Origin of the sequence: Arthrobacter sp. Br18 (assembly GCF_000520555.1) — a bacterium.
GTDB lineage: Bacteria > Actinomycetota > Actinomycetes > Actinomycetales > Micrococcaceae > Arthrobacter_D.
In genome coordinates this window covers 1-7923 of the sequence record NZ_KI914882.1, presented here as the reverse complement: position 1 = coordinate 7923, position 7923 = coordinate 1, and the positions used below count along the sequence as shown (strand labels likewise).

7 protein-coding genes are annotated in these 7923 nt (G+C 66.7%); 6 read left to right on the top strand and 1 reads right to left on the bottom strand.

What is annotated here, in order from left to right; genetic code table 11:
* The 6 genes from Y704_RS21380 to Y704_RS0113690 form a co-directional block, all read left to right on the top strand.
* A partial coding sequence (locus Y704_RS21380) for an acetyl/propionyl/methylcrotonyl-CoA carboxylase subunit alpha (protein ID WP_275451069.1) occupies positions 1 to 2382 on the top strand: 2382 nt, incomplete at its 5' end.
* Entirely contained in the window at positions 2379 to 3551 is a 1173-nt protein-coding gene (locus Y704_RS0113710) for an acyl-CoA dehydrogenase family protein (protein WP_026550538.1), read from the top strand. The genes Y704_RS21380 and Y704_RS0113710, both read left to right, overlap by 4 nt.
* Before the next feature lie 49 nt (positions 3552 to 3600).
* The gene (locus Y704_RS0113705) at positions 3601 to 4446 is read left to right on the top strand and encodes a CoA transferase subunit A (protein ID WP_026550537.1); all 846 of its coding nucleotides are present in this window, start codon (positions 3601 to 3603) and stop codon (positions 4444 to 4446) included.
* Positions 4447 to 4449: 3 nt separating this feature from the next.
* Positions 4450 to 5139, top strand: a complete 690-nt coding sequence (locus Y704_RS21375; protein WP_051477080.1) for a CoA transferase subunit B — start codon at positions 4450 to 4452, stop codon at positions 5137 to 5139.
* A 67-nt stretch (positions 5140 to 5206) separates the two neighbouring features.
* A complete protein-coding gene (locus tag Y704_RS0113695) occupies positions 5207 to 5698 on the top strand; it encodes a MaoC family dehydratase (protein ID WP_026550536.1) in 492 nt (163 codons plus the stop codon).
* The gene (locus Y704_RS0113690) at positions 5691 to 6512 is read left to right on the top strand and encodes an HpcH/HpaI aldolase/citrate lyase family protein (RefSeq protein WP_026550535.1); all 822 of its coding nucleotides are present in this window, start codon (positions 5691 to 5693) and stop codon (positions 6510 to 6512) included. The genes Y704_RS0113695 and Y704_RS0113690 overlap by 8 nt, the downstream gene beginning before the upstream one ends.
* A 19-nt stretch (positions 6513 to 6531) precedes the next feature.
* Here Y704_RS0113690 and Y704_RS21370 read toward each other — a convergent pair.
* Positions 6532 to 7923, bottom strand: a 1392-nt coding sequence (locus tag Y704_RS21370; protein WP_051477078.1) for an HNH endonuclease signature motif containing protein, incomplete at its 5' end; no start/stop codon positions are given.

Here is a 7923-nt window from a genome sequence, read left to right as displayed (position 1 = left end):
CCAGCCGCGCGGACGGCGTCGTCCCCCCTCTTCGACACCGTCCTCGTGGCCAACCGTGGCGAGATCGCCTGCAGGATCATCCGGACGCTGCGGAGCCTCGGCATCCGCGCAGTCGCCGTCTACAGCGACGCCGACGCCGGTGCCCGCCACGTCGCCGAGGCGGACGTCGCCGTCCGCATCGGCCCTGCGGCGCCCTCGGAAAGCTATCTTGACGGTGCAGCCATCATCCGGGCCTGCAGGATGACCGGTGCAACGGCGGTGCACCCCGGCTACGGCTTCCTCAGTGAGAACGCGGTCTTCGCGGAGAGCCTCGCCGCCGAAGGCCTGGTCTTCATCGGTCCACCGGTGCATGCCCTGAACGTCATGGGCGACAAGATCCGGTCGAAGAACCACGTGGCAGGCCACGGCGTTCCTGTGGTGCCGGGTATCGCCGAGCCCGGGCAGAGCGACGGACAGCTCATCCGCCAGGCCGCAGAGGTCGGCTTCCCGCTGCTGATCAAACCCTCGGCCGGGGGCGGCGGCAAGGGCATGCATGCAGTCCACGGTCCGGAGGAGCTGCCGGGCAGCCTTGCCACTGCGCGGCGTGTTGCGGCATCAGCATTCGGGGACGACACACTGTTCCTCGTTGCGGCATCAGCATTCGGGGACGACACACTGTTCCTCGAACGGCTGATCCTCACGCCACGCCATATCGAGGTCCAGGTCCTCGCGGACACCTCCGGCAACGTCATCCACCTCGGCGAACGTGAGTGCTCACTCCAGCGGCGCCACCAGAAGGTCATCGAGGAGGCGCCCTCCGTCCTGCTCGATGACACCACCCGGCGCCGCATCGGCGAGGCCGCCTGCAACGCTGCGCGCAGCGTGGACTACGTGGGTGCGGGAACCGTCGAGTTCCTGGTCTCGGACACGGCTCCCGACGAGTTCTTCTTCATGGAGATGAACACGCGGCTGCAGGTGGAGCACCCGGTCACCGAGATGGTGACGGGGGTGGACCTCGTGGAATGGCAGATCCGGATTGCGGCAGGCGAGGAGCTGATCCTCCGGCAGGAGGATGTCGTGCTATCCGGCCATGCGGTCGAGGCACGGGTCTATGCAGAGAATCCGGAGGCAGGGTTCCTGCCGTCCACGGGAACCGTGCACCGCCTGGTAGAGCCGCGAGGGGACGGCATTCGGGTGGACAGTGCGCTGGTTGAGGGATTCGTGGTCCCCGCAGCCTATGACCCCATGGTGGCAAAGGTCATTGCCTGGGGACAGGACCGCACGGAGGCGCTCGACCGCCTTGACGCGGCGCTCGCCGGTTCGGTGGTGCTGGGGGTCAACACCAACATCGAATACCTCCGCCTGCTCATCAATGATCCGGACGTGCGAGCGGGGCGCCTCGACACCACGATGATCGAACGCAAAATGCCGGGCCTGCCGTTTCGCGCAATCACCGACGCGGAACTGGCCGTCGTGGCTGTTGTCCTCGCGGATGACGACGCCGCTGGTGGAGCCACCTTCGATGGCGGCACCTCCGATGGTGGTGCCGCTGAAGCCGGCACCCCTGATCGGGGCACCGCGAAGGCGGGAGCCGCCCAGGGGAACAGCTCGCAGGGACTAGCTACCCGAGCTTCCGGCAGCGGCAGTGGGCCCTTCGGCTCCCCCGAGGCCTCCCCCTGGCAGCGCCGCGACGGATTCCGTGGGGGAGTGCACCGCCCGCGGACGCTGAGCCTCGAGGTGTCTGCCGGTGATGTGCGGGAGGCTGCCCTCCGAGCGGTCGACCCCCGCACGATGAGTTCCCAGGCGATCAGTTCCGCGAACGCCGGACCAGCAGGCCGGGGGCTTCCCGGCAGCTCCTCGAACCGGCTTCCCGCCTACGGCGTGACACTGGATGGGCTTCCCGCCTACGGCGTGACACTGGACGGCGGACTGGAACAGCTCGTGAGCCTCGACGGACGGGGTGGCGCCGTCGTCGACGGAGTGCGTACCCCGATCACCCTGGTCCGGCGCGGCGACGCGGTGTGGCTCGGCGCCGAGGGGTGGTCGGTGTCGGTGAGGAAGCGGAGCCGCCGGGAACGGCTCGACGCGCAGCTCGCCCTGATCGCGCGGGCCGACGGCGTGGTGGACCCGCAGGTCCGTAGCCCGATGCCCGGCACGGTGGTGTCGGTGTCGGTGCAGGACGGCGAGATGGTTGAGGCGGGCACGGTGCTGCTCGCCGTCGAGGCCATGAAGATGGAGCACCAGCTTGCTGCTGCCGTCGCCGGCGTCGTGCATATTAATCTCAAACCCGGCGACCTCGTCAAGGCCGACCAGGTTCTCGCCACCATCCACGTTTCCAGTTCTACGCCGGTCGATGGACCGGCGACGCCAACATCAACAGTTAAGGAAGTGCCTGCGCCATGAATTTCGAACTCAGCGAGGAATACCAGGACCTGGTGGAGACTGTCCGCGAGTTCGCGGACGAAGTGGTGGCACCAGTGTCAGCGCGCCACGACGAGGAACACAGCTTTCCCTACGGCGTCGTGAAGCAAATGGCCTCCATGGGGTTGTTCGGTCTGCCCTTCCCCGAGGAATACGGCGGAATGGGCGGGGACTACTTCGCCCTGTGCCTTGCGCTTGAACAGCTTGCCCGCGTGGACCAGTCCGTCGCCATCACACTGGAGGCGGGAGTCTCCCTCGGGGCGATGCCCGTGTACCGCTTCGGAACCGAGGCGCAGAAGCGTGAATGGCTGCCGTCTCTGGCCGCAGGAACCGCACTGGGCGCTTTCGGGCTCACGGAGTCCGAAGCGGGATCAGACGCCTCCGGCACCAGGACCACCGCGGTGCTGCAGGACGGCGCAAACGGCAGCGAGTGGGTTCTCAACGGAACCAAGGAGTTCATCACCAACTCCGGCACCGACATCACCACCCTGGTCACGGTCACGGCGGTGACCGGCACCTCCGAGCGCCCCGACGGCAGCGTGAAGAAGGAGATCTCGACCATCCTCGTGCCCTCGGACACGCCCGGGTTCACGGCGGAGAAGGCGTACAACAAGGTGGGCTGGAACGCGTCCGACACCCACCCCCTCACCCTCAAGGATGTCCGGGTTCCCGAGGCCAACCTGCTGGGAACGCGCGGCCGCGGCTACGCCAATTTCCTCCAGATCCTCGACGAGGGCCGCATCGCGATCGCGGCGCTCGCCACCGGGGCTGCCCAGGGCTGCGTCGAACAGTCGCTCCAGTATGCCAAGGAACGCCAGGCGTTCGGCAGCAACATCGGAAGCTACCAGTCGATCCAGTTCAAGATCGCCCGGATGCAGGCCCGTGCCCACACGGCGCGGCTTGCCTACTACGACGCCGCTTCCCGCATGCTCGCGGGCAAGCCGTTCAAGACACAGGCCTCCATCGCTAAGCTGGTCGCGGGCGAAGCCGCCATGGACAATGCGCGTGATGCGACGCAGATTTTCGGCGGGTACGGCTTCATCAACGAATTCGCCGTGGCACGGCACTACCGTGATTCCAAGATCCTGGAGGTCGGCGAGGGCACCACCGAGGTGCAACTTATGCTGATTGCGCGCGAACTGGGATTGTAGGACTGGTCCTGCAGGCGCAGGACGATTCACCCGAGCTTAAGGAGAAGCAGTGATCAACAAGGTGGTTGACAGCGCGGCCGAGGCTGTCGCGGATATTCCGGATGGGGCGTCCCTCGCCGTCGGAGGCTTCGGGTTGTGCGGCGTTCCCGCCGCGCTGATCGAGGCCCTCCACGAGCAGGGCACGGCGGGGCTGGAAACGATCAGCAACAACTGCGGGGTGGACGGTTGGGGCCTGGGCGTGCTGCTCGCTGATCACCGCATCCGCCGGACCATCAGTTCCTATGTCGGCGAGAACAAGGAGTTCGCGCGGCAGTACCTGTCGGGTGAGCTCGAAGTGGAACTGACGCCGCAGGGCACGCTCGCCGAGAAACTCCGGGCGGGCGGCGCCGGCATTCCGGCGTTCTATACGACGGCGGGTGTCGGCACGCAGGTAAGCGAGGGCGGGCTGCCCCAGAAGTACGACGCCGACGGCACCGTGGTGCTCGCCTCCCGGCCGAAGGAGGTCCGCAGCTTCGACGGCGTCGACTATGTCCTCGAGGAGTCGGTGACGCCGGATTTCGCCCTGGTGCACGCGTGGAAGGGTGACCGGCACGGAAACCTCGTGTTCCATGCGACCGCCATGAACTTCAACCCTCTGTGTGCGCAGGCGGGCAGGGTGACGATTGCGGAGGTGGAGGAACTCGTCGAACCGGGGGAGCTCGACCCCGAGCACGTCCACATCCCGGGGATCTTCGTGCAGCGGGTGGTGCTGGCCGCGTCGGTCGAGAAACGGATCGAAAAGCGTACGGTGTCGCTCTCCGCTGTCGATGATGAGTTCACTCCGGACGACGCCACCGCTGAGGGGCGTGCCCAAATATCACCTGCTGCATCAACTTTCGCTGCGAAGGCGGTCTAGATCATGGCACTTACCCGCAATGAACTGGCGGCACGCGTCGCACGTGAGCTCGAGAACGGCCAGTACGTCAATCTCGGGATCGGTATGCCGACCCTGATTCCCAACTACATCGCGGAGTCCGTGGAAGTGGTTCTCCACTCCGAGAACGGGATCCTCGGAGTGGGGCCCTACCCCACAGAGGACCAGCTCGACCCCGACCTGATCAATGCGGGCAAGGAGACCGTCACCGCCAACAAGGGTGCCTCCTTCTTCGACTCGGCAGCCTCGTTCGGCATGATCCGCGGCGGGCATGTCGACGTCGCAGTCCTCGGTGCCATGGAGGTCGCGGCGAACGGCGACCTCGCGAACTGGATGATCCCGGGGAAAATGGTGAAGGGCATGGGCGGCGCTATGGACCTCGTGTTCGGCGCAAAGCGCGTGATCGTCATGATGGAGCACGTGGACAGGTCTGGAAAGCCGAAGATCGTGGAGCGGTGTTCACTTCCGCTGACGGGGAAGGGGTGCGTGAACAGGATTGTCACCGACCTTGCGGTCATCGACGTCGACTCCGCCCGGGATGGCGGCGTGCTGATTCTTCGGGAGACGGCTCCGGGGGTGAGTGTCGAGGAGGTTGTCGCAGCGACGGGGGCCCGACTCGAGGTACAACTCGACGCACCCTCCGAGCCGCAACGCGAGGTGCAGTTTGAATCCTGAGCAGGCGGACGATGCTTCCCGGCGTGCCTTTGGAACCGCACAGCCGGGCGGGCCCGCACGTCAGGTCATCGAACAGCGCGGCCTGTACTACGACGAGCTCGACGTCGGAACGGTGTACGCGCACCGGCCGGGGAGAACACTGACCGAAGCGGACAATGTCCTGTTCACGACGCTGACCATGAACACCCAGGCCCTCCACCTTGACGCTGCGTGGGCGTCCCGTCAGCCCTTCGGGCAGCGGTTGATGAATTCGATGATGACGCTTTCGGTCCTCGTGGGCCAGTCCGTATCGCAGCTGACGCAGGGCACGATCGTGGCGCAGCTCGGCCTGACCGATGTCGCCTTCCCGCACCCGCTCTTCCAGGGCGACACCCTGTACACCGAAACCGAGATCCTCGAGGTGCGTGAGTCGGCGTCGAGGCCGGGGCAGGGCATAGTGAAGATGATGCATACCGGACGGAACCAGCACGGCGAGGTGGTGGCCCGTGCCAGCCGCTCGGTTCTCATGTGGTCGGCAGAGGGCCACAGGGCCCAGGCTGGAGGAGCATCAGATGAGTGATTTCGCGTGGGGGCCGTCGCTGCTGTTCTGCCCCGGTGATCGGCCGGAGCGCTACAGCAAGGCCGAGCAGCGGGCCGACACCGTCATCATCGATCTCGAGGACGCCGTCGCGCCCGCGCAGAAAGCTGCGGCGCGCGCCGCGCTCGAGGGCAGCTCCCTGGATCCCGCCAGCACTGTGGTGCGGATCAATCCCGCGGGCAGCTCCGATTTCGCCGCTGACTGCGATGCCGTGAACCGCACGCGCTATCGCACAGTGATGCTGGCCAAGGCTGAGTCTGCGGCCGACGTACAGCGGGTGACGTCCCGGATTGAAGGGTGTTCGGTGATCGCGCTCTGTGAAACGGCGGCCGGCGTTGTGAACGCTGCGGAAATTGCACAGGAGCGCAGCGTTGTTGCGCTCATGTGGGGCGCTGAAGATCTGGTTGCTTCCCTTGGCGGTACCTCAAGTCGGGACGAGGCCGGCCGGTACCGGGCAGTTGCTGTCCAGGCGAGATCGCAGGTGCTCCTCGCCGCGGGTGCCGCCGGTATCGGGTCGATCGACGCCGTCTATGTTGCCATCAGCGATCTTGCCGGCCTTGCCGTCGAGGCCGAGGACGCAGCGGCGTCAGGCTTCAGCGCGAAGGCGTGCATTCACCCGAGCCAGGCCGATGTGGTCAGGAATGCTTACGCCCCGAGCGACATTGACGCCGAGTACGCCCGTGATCTCCTGCGGGAAGCCGAGAATCACGGCGGTGTTTTCCAGTTTCGGGGCCGAATGGTCGACGAGCCAATTCTGCGCCACGCGCGGCGGACGGTGGAGCGGACCGAGCGATAGCGCTGATCTGACCATCGGTCTAGAACGGTGCCGGGTCAGCAGTTGGCGCTTTCGTCGGGTCTTGGACCGGATCCTGTGTCGGACCCTGTGCCGGGTCCTGTGTCGGTTCCTGCGCCCGACCTTGTGCCGCGTTCTCTACCGACGCTGCCATCGGATGTCGTAGTGAATTTCCTGGCGAAGGTGTAGTCGGGCGGCGTGTGAGTGGGTTGGCGGGCGTGGTGGTGTAGGCGCGATGGGTCGGTGAGGTCCAGGAGAGGACGCCTGCGGTGTTGTCGGTGAGGTTCCATGAGGTGATGGATTTGAACCGGTGATGTTTGGCGCAGAGATGGGCGAGGTTGTCGTGGTCGGTGGTGCCGCCATGGGACCAGGGAACACTGTGGTCCACCTCGCAGTGCGCCGCGCCCCGGCTGCACCCGGGGAACCGGCAGGTTTCGTCCTGGAATCGAAGCCAGCGTCTGAGTAGCTTCGAGGGCAGCCGTGCGGTGCGTCCCATGGCCAGCGCGTTAGAGTCGCCGCCGACCAGCAGGGGCGTGAAGTGTTTGCTGATCGCGGCCAGTTCCCGTGCCGAGGCCGGGCTCAGCGGCCCGTAACCCTCCAACTGCGCAGGGCGTTCCGCGAGCCCCAACAAGGTTGGCACATCCATCGTGAGAAGCACCTCCGCACCGATCCTGCCCCGACCGGCATGCCACCGATCACCCGTCCCGCCGCTTCCGCCGCTTCCGCCATACATTCCGCCGCTTCCGCCGCTTCCGCCGCTTCCGCCATACATTCCGCCGCTCCCGCCGCCCGTCCGGCCGCCCATTACGGCGCCGGTCGTGCCGGCATGTGAGCCGGTGTCCGGGTCGGTGTTGGGCTCGGTCCTGGGGTCGGGGTTGGTGTTGGTGTTGAGGTCAGGGCTGGTGAGTAGGTCGACCAGGACGTCGGCTCGTAACTGGGTCAGGGTGCGGGCCTCGTCCGAGCCCTGCACGGACCGCGCCAAATCCGTCACCATCGCGAATACCCCGGACGCCGTCTCAGCGCGCAGGTAGGCCGAGAGCCAGCACATGCCATCCCTGTCGGGGATCAGTTCCAGGCGCCGGTCCGCGGCGGCCTTGGCCTGGCGCACCGGAATCGCCTCGGGATGGTGACGCTCCCGCTCACGCCGTCCCAGTCGGGCCAGCTGGGCACGGGTCCGCCCGGGAGCCGCCGCCAGCAGGCACCGCTCGTAGCCCGCCCGGCCCGAGACCGGCACCCCCTCGGATTGCTCGATGATCTCCGTGGCATGGTGATAGAAAATCCTCCCGCGGCGCAGGGCCACCAGGGTATCGGGGAAATCCCTGCACAACGCGTGGCTTCTCCGCAGCAGGGCCCCCGCGGTGCGCTCCGACAGCGACAGGGTACAGGCGATCTCCGTCACCGTCAGGCTCGTAGC